The organism is Amycolatopsis anabasis (genome assembly GCF_009765355.1).
Lineage (GTDB): Bacteria > Actinomycetota > Actinomycetes > Mycobacteriales > Pseudonocardiaceae > Amycolatopsis > Amycolatopsis anabasis.
The window spans coordinates 1-17,841 of the sequence record NZ_VTHK01000067.1 but is presented as its reverse complement, the minus strand read 5'-3'; the positions used below and the strand labels follow the sequence as shown (position 1 = coordinate 17,841).

Annotated in this window: 21 protein-coding genes; 10 read left to right on the top strand and 11 right to left on the bottom strand. The window is 68.2% G+C overall.

Annotated elements, in window-relative coordinates:
• Positions 1-121: 121 nt before the first annotated feature.
• Both FXO23_RS43890 and FXO23_RS50910 read right to left on the bottom strand, forming a co-directional pair.
• Positions 122-379 carry a hypothetical protein gene (locus FXO23_RS43890; RefSeq protein WP_158893706.1) on the bottom strand — a complete coding sequence of 86 codons (258 nt, stop codon included), beginning with the start codon at positions 377-379 and terminating at the stop codon, positions 122-124.
• 15 nt (positions 380-394) lie between these two features.
• Positions 395-973, bottom strand: coding sequence for a hypothetical protein (locus tag FXO23_RS50910; RefSeq protein WP_179957048.1), 579 nt, complete (start codon positions 971-973; stop codon positions 395-397).
• Between the two features lie 612 nt (positions 974-1,585).
• On the opposite strand from FXO23_RS50910, the gene FXO23_RS43880 reads away from it, so the two are divergent.
• Both FXO23_RS43880 and FXO23_RS43875 read left to right on the top strand, forming a co-directional pair.
• A complete protein-coding gene (locus FXO23_RS43880; RefSeq protein ID WP_158893704.1) occupies positions 1,586-2,752 on the top strand; it encodes an NsdA family TPR-like regulatory protein in 1,167 nt (388 codons plus the stop codon).
• A 314-nt stretch (positions 2,753-3,066) separates the two neighbouring features.
• The gene (locus FXO23_RS43875) at positions 3,067-3,300 is read left to right on the top strand and encodes a hypothetical protein (protein ID WP_158893702.1); all 234 of its coding nucleotides are present in this window, start codon (positions 3,067-3,069) and stop codon (positions 3,298-3,300) included.
• 15 nt (positions 3,301-3,315) lie between these two features.
• Here the strand turns inward: FXO23_RS43875 and FXO23_RS43870 are convergent, their stop codons facing one another.
• Complete coding sequence (locus FXO23_RS43870; RefSeq protein WP_158893700.1) at positions 3,316-4,008, bottom strand: flavin reductase family protein; 693 nt, start codon at positions 4,006-4,008, stop codon at positions 3,316-3,318.
• A gap of 76 nt (positions 4,009-4,084) precedes the next feature.
• Here FXO23_RS43870 and FXO23_RS52400 point away from each other — a divergent pair, with 76 nt between their 5' ends.
• Complete coding sequence (locus tag FXO23_RS52400; protein ID WP_281356728.1) at positions 4,085-4,213, top strand: response regulator; 129 nt, start codon at positions 4,085-4,087, stop codon at positions 4,211-4,213.
• Here FXO23_RS52400 and FXO23_RS52815 read toward each other — a convergent pair.
• Complete coding sequence (locus FXO23_RS52815; protein ID WP_425484967.1) at positions 4,176-4,388, bottom strand: TetR/AcrR family transcriptional regulator C-terminal ligand-binding domain-containing protein; 213 nt, start codon at positions 4,386-4,388, stop codon at positions 4,176-4,178. The genes FXO23_RS52400 and FXO23_RS52815 overlap by 38 nt on opposite strands.
• Between FXO23_RS52815 and FXO23_RS52005 the strand changes: the two genes are divergently transcribed.
• Entirely contained in the window at positions 4,314-4,526 is a 213-nt protein-coding gene (locus FXO23_RS52005; protein ID WP_246258424.1) for a hypothetical protein, read from the top strand. The two genes, FXO23_RS52815 and FXO23_RS52005, sit on opposite strands and share 75 nt — an antisense overlap.
• A gap of 9 nt (positions 4,527-4,535) precedes the next feature.
• Here FXO23_RS52005 and FXO23_RS43860 read toward each other — a convergent pair whose 3' ends face one another.
• The 3 genes from FXO23_RS43860 to FXO23_RS43850 form a co-directional block, all read right to left on the bottom strand.
• A complete protein-coding gene (locus FXO23_RS43860) occupies positions 4,536-4,685 on the bottom strand; it encodes a hypothetical protein (protein WP_158893696.1) in 150 nt (49 codons plus the stop codon).
• Positions 4,686-4,811: 126 nt separating this feature from the next.
• A complete protein-coding gene (locus FXO23_RS43855) occupies positions 4,812-5,561 on the bottom strand; it encodes a class I SAM-dependent methyltransferase (RefSeq protein WP_158893694.1) in 750 nt (249 codons plus the stop codon).
• A gap of 93 nt (positions 5,562-5,654) precedes the next feature.
• Positions 5,655-6,119, bottom strand: coding sequence for a hypothetical protein (locus FXO23_RS43850; RefSeq protein ID WP_158893692.1), 465 nt, complete (start codon positions 6,117-6,119; stop codon positions 5,655-5,657).
• A gap of 564 nt (positions 6,120-6,683) precedes the next feature.
• On the opposite strand from FXO23_RS43850, the gene FXO23_RS43845 reads away from it, so the two are divergent.
• Positions 6,684-8,090, top strand: a complete 1,407-nt coding sequence (locus FXO23_RS43845; RefSeq protein ID WP_158893690.1) for a M14 family zinc carboxypeptidase — start codon at positions 6,684-6,686, stop codon at positions 8,088-8,090.
• A 7-nt stretch (positions 8,091-8,097) separates the two neighbouring features.
• On the opposite strand, the gene FXO23_RS43840 is transcribed toward FXO23_RS43845, so the two are convergent.
• Positions 8,098-8,508, bottom strand: coding sequence for a nuclear transport factor 2 family protein (locus tag FXO23_RS43840; RefSeq protein ID WP_218952341.1), 411 nt, complete (start codon positions 8,506-8,508; stop codon positions 8,098-8,100).
• Between the two features lie 49 nt (positions 8,509-8,557).
• On the opposite strand from FXO23_RS43840, the gene FXO23_RS43835 reads away from it, so the two are divergent.
• A complete protein-coding gene (locus tag FXO23_RS43835; RefSeq protein WP_158893686.1) occupies positions 8,558-9,037 on the top strand; it encodes a MarR family winged helix-turn-helix transcriptional regulator in 480 nt (159 codons plus the stop codon).
• Positions 9,038-9,195: 158 nt separating this feature from the next.
• Positions 9,196-11,178 (top strand): elongation factor G, encoded by a 1,983-nt coding sequence (locus tag FXO23_RS43830; RefSeq protein WP_158893684.1) that lies wholly within the window; start codon positions 9,196-9,198, stop codon positions 11,176-11,178.
• A gap of 131 nt (positions 11,179-11,309) precedes the next feature.
• Here the strand turns inward: FXO23_RS43830 and FXO23_RS43825 are convergent, their stop codons facing one another.
• From FXO23_RS43825 to FXO23_RS43815, 3 genes are read right to left on the bottom strand one after another with little or no spacing between them, the layout of a single operon-like run.
• On the bottom strand, positions 11,310-12,818 hold the full coding sequence (locus tag FXO23_RS43825; RefSeq protein WP_158893682.1) for a tripartite tricarboxylate transporter permease: 1,509 nt from the start codon (positions 12,816-12,818) through the stop codon (positions 11,310-11,312).
• 3 nt (positions 12,819-12,821) lie between these two features.
• On the bottom strand, positions 12,822-13,352 hold the full coding sequence (locus FXO23_RS43820) for a tripartite tricarboxylate transporter TctB family protein (RefSeq protein WP_158893680.1): 531 nt from the start codon (positions 13,350-13,352) through the stop codon (positions 12,822-12,824).
• Positions 13,349-14,335, bottom strand: a complete 987-nt coding sequence (locus FXO23_RS43815; protein ID WP_158893678.1) for a Bug family tripartite tricarboxylate transporter substrate binding protein — start codon at positions 14,333-14,335, stop codon at positions 13,349-13,351. Before FXO23_RS43815 ends, FXO23_RS43820 begins: the two co-directional genes overlap by 4 nt.
• A gap of 152 nt (positions 14,336-14,487) precedes the next feature.
• Here FXO23_RS43815 and FXO23_RS43810 point away from each other — a divergent pair, with 152 nt between their 5' ends.
• From FXO23_RS43810 to FXO23_RS43800, 3 genes are all read left to right on the top strand, one after another.
• Complete coding sequence (locus FXO23_RS43810) at positions 14,488-16,068, top strand: sensor histidine kinase (protein ID WP_158893676.1); 1,581 nt, start codon at positions 14,488-14,490, stop codon at positions 16,066-16,068.
• Complete coding sequence (locus FXO23_RS43805; RefSeq protein ID WP_158893674.1) at positions 16,065-16,748, top strand: response regulator; 684 nt, start codon at positions 16,065-16,067, stop codon at positions 16,746-16,748. The genes FXO23_RS43810 and FXO23_RS43805 overlap by 4 nt, the downstream gene beginning before the upstream one ends.
• A gap of 370 nt (positions 16,749-17,118) precedes the next feature.
• Positions 17,119-17,841 (top strand): DUF222 domain-containing protein (locus tag FXO23_RS43800; protein WP_158893672.1); only part of this gene is annotated, 723 nt, incomplete at its 3' end.

Here is a 17,841-nt window from a genome sequence, read left to right as displayed (position 1 = left end):
AAACAGCCGTGAAATCCCCGGCTCGGAGTCACCTCGCGGAGGTGTCACAGACCTACGGTGAGCCAGCTTCGCGTGGGCATCGGACGGCCGACCGCCGTCTGGCTCGGGCCGGGCGAGCGGGTCAGATTTCGTTGGCGAGGTTGATGCACTCATCCTCGATCGCTCCAACCGCATCCATGAACGAATGCCCCGCCGTGTCCGCCTGCTCGAATAACCCCATGACCTCGGTGACACGGCTATTGCTGGACCCTTCCATCTCGCCGTGAAACAGCCCCTTCGCCTCCTCCAGTTCGGCCAGCACCTGCGCGACCACATCCTCGAGCCGACTCGCCTCCTGCCCAACCTGCTGTGCGACCCCTTTGGACTCCGCAAGGCTCACTCGGTCGAACTCCGCTCACTCGCCGTCGTCGCGTGTGGACAGTGCTTGCTCGTCCAGTTCGTTTACCCGGATCATCAGCCGCACCGCAAGATCCATCAGTTGCTCGACCACCCGCCGCAACTCCTCCGCCTGCTGCCCCTCATGCGGTACGAGGAGATCCGTGTGCAAGTGATTGAGCCGGATCTTCACCTTGCGGGCTGCCTCCAACAGATCTCGATCCTCGATCCGCCGACCCGTGAGCGCAGCAACCCCTACAGCCATTGCCTTGCTCAGATGCTCGACCTGCCCCGCGATGCGCTGCACAAGGCCCTCAATCACCGTCAGCCGCTCGGCAACCTCATCGCTCGGTGGACCGGGCGACGTCGCAACGGCCGTACCGGGGTCGCCGCCTTCCCCTTGCGAGAGGCTCAAGCAGATCTCGCACGGCATCCCGGACACCGCGCCGAGTTCCTCGAGCTGATCGCGCTCGAACACGGCCGGACACAGGGCCTTCAACCGATCCGGGATCGGTCCGTCGGCCGGGACCGGGAACAGGTGGATCTTCCGCTGACGTTCCCCTACGCCCGGCAGCGGGCGCGCGATCAACAGTCGCATGCTCACCGCGCACCCCCGCCGGGAGTGGAACCGGTAGACGCGAAAACCCTCGGGGAGGAATCCGCGCCTACCGGGGTTGAGGCCCGGCCGTCCCGGGGAACGGGGACCGTCGCCATGCGCGGGACTCGTCGCGATGGGACGACCGGGGGCTTAGGCGGCTGAAACAACCGGCGCAATCGGCTCGGCTTGCGGTGCCGATGCGGACGTATCCGCGCTTCAACAATCGGCAGCGAGGCAAGCGCCCGCAGGTAGGCACAACAACGCGGGCACTGCGCGCCCGGCGGCAACAGGGTGGAGCCGATCAGGACCGTGTGCCCGCAGATCGCCTCATAGCGGCCCTGCCCATCGTGCAAGCCACGCGCGAAGCTCTCGTCCCTCACCGCGTGGTCGAACCCGTCGATCACGCACCGGTACCAAAGGGCGTAGACCTCCTGAACAGGCAACAGCCCGCGCACGTCACTCACGATCATCACTCCGCTTGCCTCACCGACCCTGATCAGCCATAACGGCTGTGGGATACTTAAAATCAGCTTGTCATAAGAAGTGATTTCAGCGACAGGTCACGAAGGGGACACGAGGGGACTTGTCGGGGACATAGCGGAGGTGCCAGGCATGATGGCCGGGAAGATGTTGACGCACCCGCCGCGCACTGTGCTCGAACTACGAATCTGGGAGCGTCGCGAGACTCTCGAACAATTCGCCACTTTCGCAGCAAGGTTCGCCAAGGAGCACAACGAGCCCGCAACGCTGAGCGTGCGGCACCTCAAGCGCCTGGTATCCGGTCGCGGTGAAGGCGGTAAACCGATCGGGCGACCTCAGCGCGCCACCGCCAGGTTGCTCGAGCGGATCTTTGGTACCTCGATCGACGAGTTGCTATCGGCACCGAACGACCTGCCGACCGATGATCGCAGCGAACGCGAACTTCGCGCGATACTCCGAGCATCGGCACGCATCGACGGCACCGTATTGAAATTGCTTCATGATCAGCTCAACGCGACTCGGCGAATTGACCGACAGTTGGGCGCGATCGTGGCCCATGAGGAAGTCACGACCAAGATCAAGCAAGTAACCCGGCTTATGGGCCATAGCCTGACCCCTGCCAACCGTGAGGCCCTCGCCGCGCTTCTCGCCGAGTTGCACACCCTCGCCGGATGGCAAGCCCTCGATCTAGGAAACGTGGCCCAATCCTGGGAGCAGTACGAACACGGCAAGACAGCCGCGAAAGAGCCAACGAACCCGGCGTTCGGAGCGCATACCGCCGCCGGACACGCCTTCGTGCTGATCGATCTCGGTGACACCGCCGCCGCTGTCGAGCTACTCGCCACGACACGCAAGCGAGTTGACCGCAAGGTTGATCGGCTCCTACGTGCATGGCTTGCTGCCGCGCACGGCGAGACGCTCGCCGCCGACGGTCAGCGCTCAGCAAGTCTGCGGACCTTCGATCAAGCCGCCGTGCTTCTACCTGACGAGACGTCCAATGTGGACGGTCCGTACCTTGCGCTCGACTCGGTGCACCTCGCCCGCTGGCGTGGCCATGCCCTCGCGCGGGTCGGTGAGTCGGAAGCGGTCGACGTTCTGTCGTCGGCGCTTGACAGGCTCGATCCCACGTTCACCCGAGCCGAGACCGCGTTACAGGTGGACCTGGCTACGGCGTTCATGAAGCTGGACGAGCGCGAGCAAGCACGGGCGCACCTCGCCCGCGCTCAGACGCTCGCCGCTGACATCGGCTCGGCGCGCCAACAGCGGCGAATCAGGCAGCTACGGGCATCGATGAGATAGCCTGATCAGGACGTTCCACAGTGGACCAGCTTGTCCATGGATCGGTCCATGAAACCGTTCGGCGTGGCTCCTCTAGATCACACGAGCCGGTCACAGGTTCCTCGCTCTACCTGCCGATCTTCCTCCTGACGAGTGATTTCGGACACTCATAATCCCTTGGCCGCGGGTTCGAGCCCCGCCCGGCCCACCCGATTGGCCTGACCCTGCTCGCCGCGGAGCGGCTTCGCCGGGATCGGGTGGTGATCGCACTGGGGGTCGAACCCCTGGACCCCCGGGACGGTCGCCTAAGACTCCGAGGGTGGACGGGGAGCAGCGTGGCATTTCGCAAGCAGAACAAGCTGGACCAGGTGGTCGCCGAAGCGGAGCGCGCGGCGGGCGAAGGGCGGGCCGTGTTCACGGCGCGGCTGGAAGCCTCCCTGGCGGTCGATGGCTGGAGTGCGGCGGTTGAGGCGATCGAGGCGCACGGATGGGTGCTCGACCAGTGGGCGGTCGCCCGGGACGGGGGCGGTAGCCCCGAGGCGTACCCGCTGTTCAGGCGAGCGAAATAACCGTCTCCGGCTGGTTCATCGCCGCGGGGTTTCGCGGGCTCGGTCGATGTCCGGGCCGCGGTAGAGGCGTTCCGGGATCCGGGCGAGGGTGGACGGGTGGACCTGGGGGCCGAGGCCGTACAGGTGCTGGAAGCTCATGATCAGCGGGCGCCAGGCGTCCGGGTTGATGCGGTCCGTGGTGCCGGGCATGCGGATCTCCTCGTGCACGTGCACCCGCTGGATCCGGACTTCGAAAGTCAGGATGGCACCGCGTTGGGCGGGGTCGTCTTCGGCGAGGGGATGCACGGCTTCGACGACGGCTTCCAGGTTCACCGGGCACTCGGCGACCCGTGGCGGCGGGACGGTCTCCGCGGGGAGCGGAGTCAAACCCGCGCGGCCGAACTTGTCGGGTTCGAACCGGTAGCCACGTTCCTCCTTGCGCGGCGGAACGGGATCCGAACCCGTCGTCAGCGCGAGGCGGTCGACGGCGGCGGCCTGGGCGTCGGACGGGAGGTTCAGGACGCAATGACCGGTCCGCACCATGTTCTCCGCGGTCTTCGAGCGGGCGCCCAGACCGAGCACGGCGCGCCACCCGAGCCAGAACGCCGAGGACATCGGCGCCAGGTTCGGCGATCCGTCCTCGTTCAAGGTGGAGATCAGCACCACCGGCGTGCCGAAGTAGAGGATGCCGGGTTCGATCCGGCTGTGCGTCGAGGTCATCGCGGTCATGGCCCCAGTCTTGGCCAGCCCGGTGCCGGGTTCTGGCGTTAATCCGACATCGCGTTCGGTTACTCTCGGTCGCGTCATGGCCCGATGCGCATCACCCGAAGTGTCCGTCCTCGTCGTCGACGACGAGCCCGCCGTCCGTGCCGCGCTCACCGTGCACGGGTACCTGGTCAGCGGCGCGGCCAGGGCCTCCAGCGCCAGGGCCTGATCGCTGTCGCGCGGGGTTCTCCGCGGTCGATTCCGCGCTGGATCATCAGCCGCGCCCGGTCGACGCGGGAAGTCCAGAACGTGCGGCGCGCTTCGGCGAGTTGCCGATCGTCGAGGGCGAGGGAGGCGACGCGGGCCAGGGCGGTGCCGAGCGGCGTCGCCAGGAAGGTCGCCAAGCCGCCGCGCTCACCGGGGCCCGTTCGGTCACGACCCGCCTGTTCACCGCGGCGGAACAGGCCCAGAACCATTGCCACGTGGGCAATATCGGCGCCAGCGTCCGCGCGATCCTGTCCTGGCTCGACTCCCTGCGCTGACCCGCGGGGTCAGGCGTGTCGCCGCAGCGTGTGCGAACAGCGCGGGCAGGTTCGCACGAGCGTCTTGGGCGCCCACACCCACCAGCCGAAGGCGAGCGCGCGGGGCACCCGGACGACCTTGCGCATGGTGCACGTCCGGCAGTCACGACATCCCGCCATGCCCGAACACCTCGTCTCCGCGACGGCAATCCTACCGAGCGGTAGGATATCCGGGCGCACAGGTGGCCGCAAGATCGACGGTGGTGCCCGCGCCGCGCGGGCACGGGCACCACCTGGGCCGCGGCGTCAGCGCCGGTGCGCGTGCACCTTCCAGACCGGGAGGAAGAGGCGCCCCTGGTCGTCGGCGGCCAGCGCCTCCGGGTCGAAGGTCATGCCGACCTTCGCGAAACCACCCTGGTTCACCTGCCGCCGGAGCGAGTCCCGGGTGAACGCGCTCGTGTAGTTCTTCGGCTCGGCACTGACGATGTTCCAGTGCTGCCCCAGGTTCTCCTGCAGATTCTCGCGGCTGACCTGGAAATCACCACCCATCGCCAGCGGCATGCGGTCGGAGAAGCAGAACATGTGCAGCTGAGCGCCGGGCACGGTCACCCGGTGCAGTGCGGCGCTGTACTGCTTCCGCTGCTCGTCGTTGAGGCAGTGATACAGCGCGCTGTCCAGCACGGTGTCGAACTGCTGCGGCACACCGTCGAACCGCGTCGCGTCCGCGACCGCGAACTCCGCGTCGACACCTCGTTCCCGGGCGAGCTGCCGCGCCCGCTCGATCGCGGGCGCCGCGGCGTCGAACCCCGACACCCGGTAACCGCGCGCGGCCAGGAACAGCGTGTTCTCGCCCAGCCCGCACCCGGCGTCGAGGACGTGGCCGCGGATCTGCCCGGCTTCCTCCAGCGCGACGACCTCGGGCTGCGGCTCCCCGATGTCCCAGGGAACCCGCTCGAACTTCACGTCGAGCCCCTCGAACACGGAGTCGCCCCGGTAGATCCGGTCGAAATCCGCGTCCGCCAGGTTGACCGAACCTTGGGCGCTCTCCTCCGTCATGCGTGCCTCCTCCACTCCGAGCCGCACGGCCCGCCACCCGTTCACGGCTAATTCAATCGCCAATGAAATTGTGGCGCTGATGATCGGAAGCTGTCAACCGGCGCGGTGGTGGAGGACGGCGTCGTAGGTGGCGTTCGCGCCGCCGGTGGGGTCGGCGGGCCCGGCCAGGCCGGAGGCCACCGCGAGCAACCGCTGCTCCGCCTCGCGCAGTTCGGTCAGCACCGGAGCACGACCGTGCGCGTCGAGCACGGCGCGCAGCGTCGGATGGTCGACGGCCGCGGACCGCCAGGCCGCCGACACCGCGCCGATGAGATCGACATCTCGCCACACCGCCCCGGCGCCGACCTCCCACGGGTCGCCGACGGCGGCGCAGAGGTAACCGCTGAGCAGCCGGTTCCACTTGTGCTGCAAGGCGAGCAGCAGCTCCTGTTCGGTCCCGAACACCTCGGCGGCGCCCGGGACTTCGGCGAACGGCAGCGGGCCGCGCGGATTCCGGCGCGCCTGCCACAGGACGGCGCTCAGCACGTCCTGCCGCCGATGAAATTCGGTCCAGCCCATGACCTCTCATTTCTTTTGTGTGACACTCGCCATACCTGCGGTTTACCCCGGACTTGATCCGGGCTGATCAATTCCCGCGGGCCATGGCGCAGTAATTCGCTGAGCCGCTCGCCGGGCTGCGCGGTAGCGCGGCCCGAACGAGCGGAGGTTGCGAAAATTCTCACCGTGGAGAAATTGTCAACCGGGCGCGGTTCGCCCTGGGGAGGCCGTGTGTCACAGCAACAAACGGCGAAGAAGCCCTGTTCTGGGCCACTTCGCCGCGCACAGCAGCGTAGAGGAGCCGGAAGTACCACGGGTCCCACGCCACGCAGATTCACCTGAATTCAGCAACATCGGCAGCCCGTTTCTTTGTCGCGGACGTTTGTTGCCGCCAATACGACAGGATCAGCACGACCGATATTGCTTCCGATTATCCACAATGGCCTCGCACGATGTGGTCGACGGTGGTTCCTCCGGAAGGAGGGGCCGCGCGTCGCGCGGATCCGGACTTACGTAGGGTTATCGGTCCGTCACGCACACGCTGGCGTTGCGGACCATCCTGCTCAGTCGCCGGGAGGAACCCCCATGTCGGTGCAACGCCGGAGGAACGCGCTCACCACGGCCCTGGCCGCCGCGGTGGCCGGTGTGCTGCTGCTCCTGCCGCAGGCGGGCCCGCAGCCGAGCGCGATCGCCGCCGATCCCCCGCTCACCCGGGCGGGCGAAACCCTGTTCGTCTACCGGGTCGCCGGTGCGGCGGGCGAGGCGGAACGGCTGTTCGCCGCCGGTTTCGACGTGTTGGAACAACGCCAGGGCGCGGATTTGTTCGTGCTCGGCGACCGGGCCGCGAGCGGGCGGCTGTCGGGAGCGGGTTTCCCCGCGACGGTGGACAAGGTGCTGCCCGCCCCGCCGTGGAACCCGCCCGCGCGGCGGGACAACTCCGTCCGGCTGCCCGGCGATCTGGACGAGACGTACTACGGCGGCTACCACACGGTGAACGCGCAGTACGCTCATCTGGACCAGGTCGCCGCCGACCATCCGGACCTGGCGGAGGTGGTCACCTACGGCCAGTCGTGGCGGAAGTCGAAGGGCCAGCCGAACGGCTACGACCTCAAAGCCATCTGCCTCACCAAGAAGAACGCCGGGGACTGCGCGCGCAGCACCGGCGCGCCCAAACCCCGGTTCTTCCTGATGGGGCAGATCCACGCCCGGGAGATCACCACCGGGGACGTGGCCTGGCGGTGGATCGACTACCTCGCCGGCAATTACGGGAAGGACGACGCCGTCACCAAGCTGATGGACACCACCGAGCTGTGGGTGGTGCCGATCGCCAATCCGGACGGCGTGGACGTCGTGCAGCAAGGTGGCGACAATCCCGTCCCGCAACGCAAGAACGTCGACAGCGCGAACGGGAACTGCGGGGTGCCGAACACCGGAGTCGATCTGAACCGCAACGCCGGTTCGCACTGGGGCGCCAGCGGGATCTCCCACCAGCCGTGCAGCGCGGTGTACCTCGGCCCGAGCCCGGATTCCGAGGTGGAGAACGTCGCGCTGGAGCGGCTGTTCACCTCCCTGTACCCGGACCGGCGCGGTTCCGGGGACGGCACCGCGGCCCCCGCGGACACCAAGGGTTTGTTCATCACCCTGCACAGCTACGCGAGCGCGGTGATCTTCCCGTGGAACTTCAGCCACACGACGCATACCGGCAACGACGCCGCACTGCGTTCGCTCGGCGGGCAACTGGGCGGGATTCTCGGTTATCCGGCGGGGCAGGCCGGCGAGGTGCTCTACGACGCGGCCGGCGGCACCGACGACTGGGTGTACGACCAGCTCGGCGTGGCCAGCTACACCATCGAGGTCGGCGACAACCAGGGCCGCGGCTGCGACGGTTTCCTCCCCCGGTACAGCTGTCAGGGGGACTACTTCTGGCCGAAGATGCGGCCCGCCCTGCTGCTCGCCGCCCAGCGCGCGGCCGCGCCGTACCAGGGCGGCTGATCTTCGGTCATCCCGCGGTTTCGTAGCAGTCGTAATTCCGTTGCGCGAAGATCTTTCCGTCCCGGAATTCGATGATGGTGGCGATGTGCGCACGCAGCACGTGCCCCTCGGGTAATTCGCCCAGCGGCGCGGCGAGCGTGCCGGTCCAGACGACCTCGAGGGCGACCTGATCGCCCGCGGCGACCGCGTTGACGATCTCGAAATGCTGATGGCTCAACGTCTTCCGGCCCCGCTCCGCCGCGTCGAGGATGCCCGTCAGATCGCGGACCGCCCCGCCCGGCAGGAGCGCGTTGGGCAGTTCCCGGTGCACGGCGTCGACGTGGAAGAACTGGGCGAGTTCGGCTCCGGTGGCCCGCCGGGCAACCGCGCGGTGGTAGCGGACGGCGAGGTCGACATGGGGATGTCTCGGCAGTTCCATATGCACAACCATAGTTGCACAACTTGGGTTGTCAATGCAGGATGGCGCCATGCGACCCGTTGAGCCCCGCGATCTGGACACCGGCACGCTCGCCCTGTTCGTCGGCTTCGCCGCCGCCTCGGGAGTGCAGGACGAACTCGCCACCCGGGGGTTCGGCGACCTGCGGTTCTCCCACGGCTACGTCTTCCAGCACCTCATCGGCGCGCACCCCACCGTCGGCGAGCTCGCGGCCCTGCTGGGCGTGACGCAGCAGGCCGCGTCCAAAACGGTGGCCGAGCTCGAGCGCCTCGGCTACATCGAACGCCTCGCCGACCCCGGCGACGCCCGCATCCGCCGGGTGCACCTCACCGCCCGCGGCCGCGCCGCGGTGTCGGCGGCCCGGCGCGCACGAGCGACCCTGGAACGCCGGCTGCGACGGCGTGGTGGCGAAGAACGACTCGAGGAATGCCGCACCCTCCTCGCCGAGCTGCTCGACGAACTCGGCGGCACCGCGGCCGTCCGCCACCGCGAGGTGCGGCCACCCCGCTGACCCTCAACTCCCCGGTTCACCCGCAAAATCGGTTGCCTGCCGGTCGGGGCATCTGCTGAACTGCCCCGACACGGCACCCGGATCGAGGAGAAGGCGCATGCGAGCAGCGTTCATGTCCACCCCAGAAGGAATCGCCGCCTATCACCGGGACATGACGCTTGACGAGCACGCTGAACTTGGGGATTTTGGCCCATATCGACGCCGGTAAAACGAGCCTGACCGAGCGGCTGCTCTTCGCCGCCGGTGTCATCGACGAGATCGGCAGCGTCGACGACGGCAGCACCCAGACCGATTCCCTCGCGCTGGAACGCCAACGCGGCATCACCATCAAGTCCGCCGTCGTGTCCTTCGTCCTGGACGGGCGCACGGTCAACCTGATCGACACGCCCGGCCACCCGGATTTCATCGCCGAGGTGGAACGGGTGCTGAGTGTCCTCGACGGCGCGGTCCTGGTGGTCTCCGCCGTGGAGGGCGTGCAGGCGCAGACGCGCGTGCTGATGCGGACGTTGCGGCGGCTGCGCATTCCGACCCTCATCTTCGTGAACAAGATCGACCGCGCCGGTGCGCGGCACGAATCCTTGCTACGGAGCATTTCCGGGAAGCTCACCCCGGCGATCGTCCCGATGGGAACACCCGGCGGGCTCGGCACCCGCGATGCCCGCTTCACACCCCACGCCGAGGACGCCGAGTTCACCGCCCGGCTGATCGACGTGCTCGCCGAGCACGACGACGCGCTACTCGCGGCGTATGTCGACGACGAAGCGGCACTCTCCCACCGGCGGCTCCGCGGCGAACTCGCGGCGCAGACCGGGCGGGCGCTGGTGCATCCGGTGTTCTTCGGTTCGGCGATCACCGGTGCCGGAACGGACGCGCTGATCACCGGCATCCGGGAGTTGCTGCCCGCCTCGGCGGGCGATGCCGACGGTCCCGTTTCGGGGACGGTGTTCAAGGTCGAACGCGGTCCGGCCGGGGAGAAGATCGCCTACGCCCGGATGTTCTCGGGAACGGTCCGCACGCGGGATCGGCTGCGGTTCGGCGCGGGAGGCGAAGGGAAGGTCACCGCGATCGCCGTCTTCGACCGCGGCTCGGCGGACCGGAGTGCGTCGGTTTCCGCGGGCCGGATCGGGAAGCTCTGGGGCCTCGGCGACATCCGCGTCGGCGACGCGATCGGCCTGCCGCGCCCCGCGAAGCACCACCGGTTCGCCCCGCCGACGCTGGAAACGGTCGTCGTGCCGGACCGCCCGGCCGACAAGGGGGCGCTGCACGTCGCGCTCACCCAGCTCGCCGAACAGGACCCGCTGATCAACCTGCGGCAGGACGAGATGCGGCAGGAGATTTCCGTGTCCCTCTACGGCGAAGTGCAGAAGGAGGTCATCCAGGCGACGCTGGCCGACGAATTCGGCGTCGACGTCACCTTCCGCGAAACCACGACGATCTGCCTCGAACGTCCGATCGGCACCGGCGCGGCCGTCGAGACGATCGCCAAGGAGCCGAACCCGTTCCTCGCGACCATCGGCCTGCGCGTGGAACCGGCGCCGATCGGTTCCGGTGTGGCGTTCCGGCTGGGCATCGAACTCGGTTCGCTGCCGCTCGCGTTCGTCAAGGCGATCGAGGAAACCGTGCACGAGACCCTACGGCAGGGAATCCACGGGTGGCAGGTCGCCGACTGCGTGGTCACCTGCACGCATTCCGGCTACTGGGCGCGGCAGAGCCACTCCGGCGGCGTGTTCGACAAGCGCATGTCCAGCACCGCGGGAGATTTCCGCAACCTGACCCCGCTGGTCCTGATGAGCGCGCTGCGGCAGGCGGGCACCCGCGTGTACGAACCGATGCACCGCTTCCGCCTGGACATCCCGGCGGACACGTTCGGATCGGTGAACGCGGCCCTGGTGCGGCTGCAGGCGGTCCCCCGGACCTCGGCGCCGCGGGATTCCGCCTACCTGCTGGAAGGCGAGATCCCGGCGGCCCGCGTCCACGAACTCGACCGGCAACTGCCGTCCCTCACCCGCGGTGAAGGCGTGCTCGAATCCGCCTTCGACCACTACCGTCCGGTCCGCGGCCCGATCCCGTCCCGGCCGCGGACCGACCACAATCCCCTCAACCGCAAGGAATACCTGCTGCACGTCCTCCGCCGCGTCTAGCGCCACTCGCCTCCCCGAACGTGCAACTCGCTTACCCGAGTGTTGAATTCGCTTACCCGAGTGTGCAACTCACCAATTGCACACTCGGGCGAGTGAACTACACGTTCGGGTAAGCGAGTTGCACGTTCAGGTCAGGCGGCAGGGGTTCGCTCGGGTTCGCGGCGGCGGGTGAATGCCTTGCGCAGCAGGGGCCAGGCCAGCAGCACCGCGATGATCGCGTAGATCGTCACGGCCATCGGCGAGTTCACCAGGCCGGTCAGCGAGCCGTCGCTGAGCTGGAGTGCCCGCCGCATCTGCTGTTCCGCGCCGGGTCCGAGGATCACGCCGATGATCGCGGGCAGGACCGGCAACCCGTAGCGGCGCATGGCCAGGCCGAGCAGGCCGATCACGAACAGCAGCACCAGGTCCATCACCTGGCCGCCGACCGCGTAGGCGCCGACGCTGGCGAAGAACAGGATGCCCGCGTACAGGTACGGCCGGGGGATGCGCAGCAGCTTCGCCCAGATCGGCGCCATCGGCAGGTTGATCACCAGCAACAACACGGTCCCGACGAACAGACTCGCGATCAGGCCCCACACCAGCGCCGATTCGCGCTGGAAGAGCAGCGGTCCCGGCTGGATGCCGTACTGCTGGAAGGCCGCCAGCATGACCGCGGCGACCGCGGTGGTCGGCAGGCCGAGGGTCAGCATGGACACCAGCGTGCCCGCCGCGGACGCGCTCGCGGTCGACTCGGGTCCCGCGACGCCCTCGATGGCCCCGGAGCCGAATTCTTCGCGGTGCTTGGAGAGCCGCTTTTCGGTGACATAGGACAGGAAGGTCGGGATCTCCGCACCACCGGCCGGAATCGCGCCGAACGGGAATCCGATCACCGGGCCGCGCAGCCACGGCTTCCACGTCCGCCGCAGGTCCGTTTTGGACAGCCAGGGCCGGCCGACCGGGATGGCCTCGGCCTGCTTGTGCCGCAGATGCGCGGCCACCCAGAGCGACTCGCCCACCGCGAACAGGCCGACCGCCACGATCACCACGTCGATGCCGTCGGCCAGGTTCAGGAAACCGAAGGTGAGCCGGGACTGCCCGGTCATCTCGTCCAGCCCGACCAGGCCGATGGTGAGCCCGATGAGCAGCGAGGCGAACCCGCGGATCCGCGACTTGCCCAGCACCGAGGTGACCGCGATGAACGCCAGCACCATGACGGCGAAGTAGTCCGGCGCGCCGATGTTCACCGCGAGCGAGGCGACGGTCGGCGCGAGCAGCACGAGCGCGGTGGTGCCGATCATGCCACCGACGAAGTGCCCGATCGCCGCGGCCGCCAGCGCCTGCGCGCCCCGGCCCCGGCGGGCCATCGGGTTCCCCTCGATCGCGGTGACCACCGCGGCGCTCTCCCCCGGGGTGTTGAGCAGGATGGACGTGGTGGAGCCGCCGAACATGCCGCCGTAGTAGATCCCGGCGAACATGATGAACGCGGCCGTGGGGTCGAGCCCGTAGGTGACCGGCAGCAGCAGGGCGACCGCCATCGCCGGGCCGATCCCGGGCAGCACGCCGATCGCGGTGCCCAGCAGCACGCCCACCGCGGCGAACAGCAGGTTCGCCGGGGTCAGCGCGGTGCCGAAACCGTCCAGCAGCAACGAAATGGAGTCCATGGGCTACAGCACCCCCATCAGCGGGCCGCCGGGGAGCGCGACGCCGAGCAGTTCGTTGAACACGATCCAGGTGAGCACCGCGAGCACGGCCGACAGCAGCGGATCCCGCACCGGATGCCGGCTGCCCAGGGCATAGGCGGCGCCCCAGAACAGCAGCGCCGAGGAGATCGGGAACCCGACGACGTTGATCAGCGCCGCGTTCGCGAGGAACGCGCCGGCCAGTTTCAGCACGGTCCGCCAGTCGGCGGGTGCGTCGAGGTCGATGTCCTCACCCGCCTCGGCCTCACCCTTGCCACCCCGCAGCACGTCGCGCGCCAGCAGCAGCGAGACGACCACGAGCAGCGAACCGACGAGGACCGGTACCGCCTTCGGGCCGACCGGGCCGCGCTGCGCGAAGTCGACCGGAATCCGGATCGCGTCGGTGAGCACCAGCACACCGAGCGCGAGCAGCAGCACGCACAGGCCCAGCTCGGAATGCTTCCGCCACCAGCTTTGCCGGCGTTCGGCCGTTTTGTCCAGAGTAGACGATGTCATGCCAGCCCCAGCTCCTTCAGCACCGACGCGACCCGATCGTTCTCGGCCTTCAGGAATGCCGCGAAGGAATCCCCGGCGGAGAAGGCGTCGGTCCACCCGTTCAACCGCAACGCGTCGCGCCACTGCGGGCTGTCGTGCAGCTTGCCGAACAGCCCGACGAGCTTGTTCTTGTCGTTTTCGGACAGTCCCGGCGGCGCGACGACACCGCGCCAGTTGGTGAAGCCGACGTCCACACCGGACTCCTTCAGGGTGGGCGCGTCGATGCCCGGCACCCGCTGCGGGCTGGTCACCGCCAGCGCCCGCAACTGACCGGCGGCGATCTGGTCGCGCGTCTCGCCGATCCCGGAGACGCCGAAGCCGACCTTGCCGCCGAGCACCGAGGCCATCAGCTCGCCGCCGCCGTCGAACGGGATGTAGTTGACCTGCTTCGGGGACAGCCCGGCCGCCTTCGCCATCAGCATCGGCGCCAGGTGATCCGGTCCGCCGGGCGCCGATCCGCCGCCGACCGGGACCGCGCCCGGATTGGCCTTCCACGCCGCGACGAGCTCGCCGATCGTCCGGTACGGCGAGTCCTTGCTCACCACGACGATGTCGGGTTCCTCGGTCAGCTTGGCGATCGGCGTGGTGTCCTGCAACGAGGACGGCGCGTGGTTGGTGTACACCGCGCCGACCACGCCCAGCCCCATCGACATGGCCAGCTTGCCGTTGCCCCGTTCGCTCACCAGCCGGCCGAGGCCGACCGTGCCGCCCGCGCCGGGCAGGTTGAACACCTCGATCGGACCGTTCAGCCCGGCGTCCTCGACCGCCTTGACCGCGGTACGCGCGGTGATGTCGTAGCCACCGCCGGGTGAGTTCGGGACCATCACCCGCAGGTTGCGGATCTGCGTCCCCGCCTCGTCCTGGCCCGAGGAGACCAGGGGCGGGACCAGGAGCACCAGCAACGCGGCGCCGAGCACCGCCAGCCAGTGTTTCGGGTTCTTCATCAAGCCACCTCGCTGTGACCCCGGCCTCGTGCGCGACCGGCTGGCAGGCATGGTGCCCCGGCCGGGGTCCGTTGTCTCGTTTGCGCGCTTATCGGTACTTGTGTTCATTGTGGTCACGCGGCGCTTCCGGCGAAAAGTGTCATAGTTGGCGCGTGAGTGCGAAGGGTTCCCTGGCCAGGCAGCTGCTGGGCTGGCAGCTGGTGATCGTGTTCGCGCTGCTCGGCTGCGTCACCGCGTTCTCGGTGATCCAGTCCAACGACGCCTTCCGCGACACCGAGGGCCGCCGCCTGCTCGCGGTCGCGGAGAACGTCGCCGCCACGCCCGGGGTCCGGCTGAGCCTCGCCGACCCGGTGCGCCGGGACCCGCTGCCGATCTTCGCCGAGGGCGCGCGGACGCTCTCCGGCGCCGACTCGGTGATCATCGCCGCACCGGATCGCCGGGTGCTCACCTCCCCCGACCCCCGGCAGATCGGGCAGACGCTTTCGCTGGGTGACAGCAACGCGCCCACCGGCCGGTCCTGGGTCGGCGTGGTCGACGGCACGCTGGTCGCGCACGTGCCGGTGATCGGCGACCGGGGGAACCTCATCGGCCTGGTCGCCGCGGGCAAGGCGCTGCCCGGGTTCTTCGAGGGAATCGCGAACTCGCCGGGCAACGCGCTGGCCCTGCTCGGCATCGCCACCGTGCTCGGCCTGGCCGGTTCGCTGCTGCTGGCCTGGCGGGTGACCCGGCAGACCTGGGGCCTGGAACCCCGGGAGATCACCGGCCTGGTGGAACATCGGGAAGCTCTGCTGCACGGCATCAAGGAGGGCGTGATCGCGGTGGATCAGCAGCAGCGGATCACTCTGATCAACGACCAGGCACGGGACCTGCTCGCGCTGCCGCCGGACTGCGTGGGTGTGCTGGTGGACGAACTGGACGTCAACGAACGGCTGCGAGACGTGCTGACCGGACGCGCCCACGGCACCGATCAGATCGTGCTCCGCGCGGGACGGGTACTGGTGATGAACCGGATGCCGATCACGCGAAGCGGGCGGCGGCTCGGCGCGGTCACCACGCTGCGTGACCGCACCGAACTGGCGGCCCTGCGCGAAGAACTCGCCGCGAGTGCCCGCGCCACGGACACCCTGCGGGCCCAGGCGCACGAGTTCACCAACCGGCTGCACACCATCGCCGGGTTGATCGAACTCGGTGAGTTCGACGAGGTGCGCAACTACGTCGACCTGGTCAGCAAGGCGCACGACGAGTGGCACGCCCAGGTCACCGCCCGGATCGCCGACACCGCGGTGGCCGCCCTGCTCATCGCGAAAGCCAGCGCCGCCGCCGAACACGGCATCGGCCTGCGCCTGGCGGCGGACAGCGGCCTCCCGCCCGTCGACGACCGGCTCTCCGCGGATCTGGTCACCGTGGTCGGCAACCTGGTGGACAACGCGCTGGACGCGTTGCGGGGTTCCGGCGAAAGTGAGTGGATCGAAGTCGCGATCCGGCATTCGCCCGAGGAGGTCTCGGTCGTGGTCCGCGATTCCGGGCCCGGGGTCGCCCCGGAGATCGCCACCGAGGTGTTCGCCCACGGGTTCACCACGAAGGCCGCCGAGCACGCCGGTGAACGGGGGCTCGGCCTGGCCCTGACCCGGCAGGCGTGCATCCGCCGCGGTGGCTCGGTGACCCTGTCTCCCGGGTCTCCGGGCGCGGTGTTCACCGCGGTGTTGCCGACCGGCGCGGAGGTGCGTGGATGATCCGGGTTCTGGTGGTGGACGACGACTTCATGGTCGCCAAGGTCCACTGTGGATATATCCAGCGGACCGAAGGGTTCACCGTCGCGGGGGTGGCGCACACCGGCGCCGACGCGCTCGAGGCCGCCCACCGGCTCCGGCCGGATCTCGTGCTGCTGGACATCTACCTGCCGGATCTGGACGGGCTCACCGTGCTGCGCCGCCTGCGTGCCGATCAGTCCACTGTGGATATCGATGTCGTGGTGATCACCGCGGCGCGGGACGTGGACACCATTCGCGGGGCGATGCGCGGTGGGGCTCTGCACTACCTCATCAAGCCGTTCTCGTACGCGGCATTGCGCGACCAGTTGCACCATGTTTCGGCACTGCATCGGAAACTGGACCGCCTCGCCCGGCAGCCGACGGCCGGTCAGGAAGATGTCGACGACGTGTTCACCGGTCGGCCGCGTGGTGCGGGCGGGTTGCCGAAGGGGCTCACGACGCAGACCGCCGAGGTGATCGAGCGGGCGTTGCGGGAGCATCCGGATGGGTTGTCCGCCACCGAGTGCGCCGAGGTCACCGAGTTGTCCCGGCCGAGTGCGCGGAGGTATTTGGAGCATTTCGCGGAAACGGGTCGGGCTGAGGTTCGGCTTCGTTATGGTGGGACTGGGCGGCCGGAGCGGCAGTATCGGTGGCGTGTTTGAGTTCTTGTGCTCCGGGGTTGGTTGGTTGGCGAGTGGCGGGTTTGGTTGGGTTTCAGGCACGCCTTCGGCGTGCCGTGGGAAACTGTCGCTCCACGGGTCGGTTCACGTTGTTGGTCACCAGCGACAGTTCCCCACGGAATGGGCATGTTTGGTTGCGTTGGCGGCCGTGCCCGATTCACCCGCCGCGAGTTCCCCGTCCGGTCGCGCGAGTCCCCCGTTTCGGTAGCAGGAGTTCCCCGTTTCAGTAGCTGAAATTCACGTTCGGGCATGCGAGTTCCGGCGGAATGGGCACGTTTGGTTACATTGGTTCTGTGTTCGATTCACCCATTCGGGATGGATGTTGGTCTTCCGTTTTCGATAAAATGGAGGCGTGGAGACAAATACCAGACTTGTCGAGTTGAGAGAGATTATTCAATCGGAGGGAGAGGTGATTGCGCAGGCGCAGGCTCGGCAGTTGAGAGCCATTGCAGAACTGGACAACCTGCAAGGAAGATCTCGTGGTGTGCCCGTCGAGGTCGCTTGGATGTTGAAGTTGGTGGAGCAGAAGGCGGCGAAGAAGGTCGCGCTTGCGCGAACGCTCACCACGCGGCTACCCGAAACCCTGAAGGCCATGGAGGGTGGGGTGATCGATGAGGAGAAAGCCTCCAAGATCGCCGAGCCCACGGCGTATTTGAGCGACGAGAAGGCCCGTGAGGTTGATGCGATAGTGGCGACGCGGCTGAAAGGGAAGAATCCGGCCTCGCTGCGAAAGATGGTGAACTACTGGATCGCCAAGGTCGACAAGGAAGGGTATGAGGCTCGGTGCAAGGCCAAGCGTGCCGAACGGCAGTTGCAGTTGATTCACCAGGACCATGGCATGAGCACGTTGGTCGCGGACGTTCCGGTGGAAAAGGGGAGCGCGGCGTACCACAGCATCGATCGTGAGGCTCGCAAACGGAAAACCAAGGATGAGTCGCGGACGTTGGATCAGTTGCGGGTCGACATTCTGATCGAGCGCTGCCTCGGCGCCAGCCAAGGTGAGCCGAAAGCTGACATCTTCGTCTACGTCGATATGCAGACCTTGGCCGGGTTGAACAGCGACCCCGCACAGTTG

Coding starts and splice junctions, on each gene's coding strand:
- FXO23_RS43825 (WP_158893682.1), bottom strand. CDS start 12,818: ATGGACTCCATTTCGTTGCTGCTGGACGGTTTCGGCACCGCGCTGACC.
- FXO23_RS50910 (WP_179957048.1), bottom strand. CDS start 973: ATGCGACTGTTGATCGCGCGCCCGCTGCCGGGCGTAGGGGAACGTCAG.
- FXO23_RS43850 (WP_158893692.1), bottom strand. CDS start 6,119: ATGGGCTGGACCGAATTTCATCGGCGGCAGGACGTGCTGAGCGCCGTC.
- FXO23_RS43870 (WP_158893700.1), bottom strand. CDS start 4,008: ATGACCGCGATGACCTCGACGCACAGCCGGATCGAACCCGGCATCCTC.
- FXO23_RS43835 (WP_158893686.1), top strand. CDS start 8,558: ATGCGACCCGTTGAGCCCCGCGATCTGGACACCGGCACGCTCGCCCTG.
- FXO23_RS43805 (WP_158893674.1), top strand. CDS start 16,065: ATGATCCGGGTTCTGGTGGTGGACGACGACTTCATGGTCGCCAAGGTC.
- FXO23_RS43855 (WP_158893694.1), bottom strand. CDS start 5,561: ATGACGGAGGAGAGCGCCCAAGGTTCGGTCAACCTGGCGGACGCGGAT.
- FXO23_RS43880 (WP_158893704.1), top strand. CDS start 1,586: ATGATGGCCGGGAAGATGTTGACGCACCCGCCGCGCACTGTGCTCGAA.
- FXO23_RS43845 (WP_158893690.1), top strand. CDS start 6,684: ATGTCGGTGCAACGCCGGAGGAACGCGCTCACCACGGCCCTGGCCGCC.
- FXO23_RS52400 (WP_281356728.1), top strand. CDS start 4,085: ATGGCCCGATGCGCATCACCCGAAGTGTCCGTCCTCGTCGTCGACGAC.
- FXO23_RS43840 (WP_218952341.1), bottom strand. CDS start 8,508: ATGGAACTGCCGAGACATCCCCATGTCGACCTCGCCGTCCGCTACCAC.
- FXO23_RS43860 (WP_158893696.1), bottom strand. CDS start 4,685: ATGGCGGGATGTCGTGACTGCCGGACGTGCACCATGCGCAAGGTCGTC.
- FXO23_RS43820 (WP_158893680.1), bottom strand. CDS start 13,352: ATGACATCGTCTACTCTGGACAAAACGGCCGAACGCCGGCAAAGCTGG.
- FXO23_RS43815 (WP_158893678.1), bottom strand. CDS start 14,335: ATGAAGAACCCGAAACACTGGCTGGCGGTGCTCGGCGCCGCGTTGCTG.